This window comes from Lachnoclostridium sp. An131, assembly GCF_002160825.1.
Taxonomy (GTDB): Bacteria; Bacillota; Clostridia; order Lachnospirales; family Lachnospiraceae; genus Laedolimicola.
In genome coordinates this window covers 1-770 of the sequence record NZ_NFLI01000041.1, presented here as the reverse complement: position 1 = coordinate 770, position 770 = coordinate 1, and the positions used below count along the sequence as shown (strand labels likewise).

Here is a 770-nt window from a genome sequence, read left to right as displayed (position 1 = left end):
GTACTATGCGCTATCGGTCACTAAGGAGTATTTAGGCTTACGGGGTGGTCCCCGCTTGTTCCCGCAAGGTTCCACGTGTCTCGCGGTACTCTGGATCCCGCCATGTCTGCTTTCCTTTCGTGTACGGGACTTTCACCCTCTCTGGTCTGCTTTCCCAAAACCGTTCCACTAGAATCACAGAATCAATTATGCGGTCCGAACCCCGGAGTGCACGCACTCCGGTTTGGCCTCTTTCCATTTCGCTCGCCGCTACTTTGGAAATCGAGTTTTCTTTCTTTTCCTCGCCCTACTTAGATGTTTCAGTTCAGGCGGTTCCCCACGCATGGCTATGGATTCACCATACGCTGACTGAGGTTTGCTCAGCCGGGTTTCCCCATTCAGATATCTCCGGATCATTGGATATTTGCTCCTCCCCGAAGCTTTTCGCAGCTTATCACGTCTTTCATCGGCTCTTAGTGCCAAGGCATCCACCCTGCGCTCTTAACGCTTGACCTTTCGTTAAACTTCTTCTCGTTCAACACTCATGTATAGCGTTGCATGAGGGCCATAGGTTATTTTTTAAGAGGTTTGTTTCCTCTGGAAGTCCTCTTTCGATTCCTTCCTGTGATTTCCTTATTCTGCCCGTTTTTCAGGGCATTCAGGTATACCTGTAAGGTACTATTCTCTTCTCTTCTTCCTGTTTCCATTCTGAAGAGCCTTAAGGATAATCACCTCGGATGTCTTGTATTGTTAAATCTTCGATTTAACTGGATATTTTCAGTATATAGTTT

General features: G+C 47.3%; 1 rRNA gene. It reads right to left on the bottom strand.

From position 1 onward, the window contains the following. Positions 1-493: ribosomal RNA gene (locus tag B5E77_RS16710) — 23S ribosomal RNA — on the bottom strand; the annotation flags it as partial. Between the last annotated feature and the right edge of the window lie 277 nt (positions 494-770).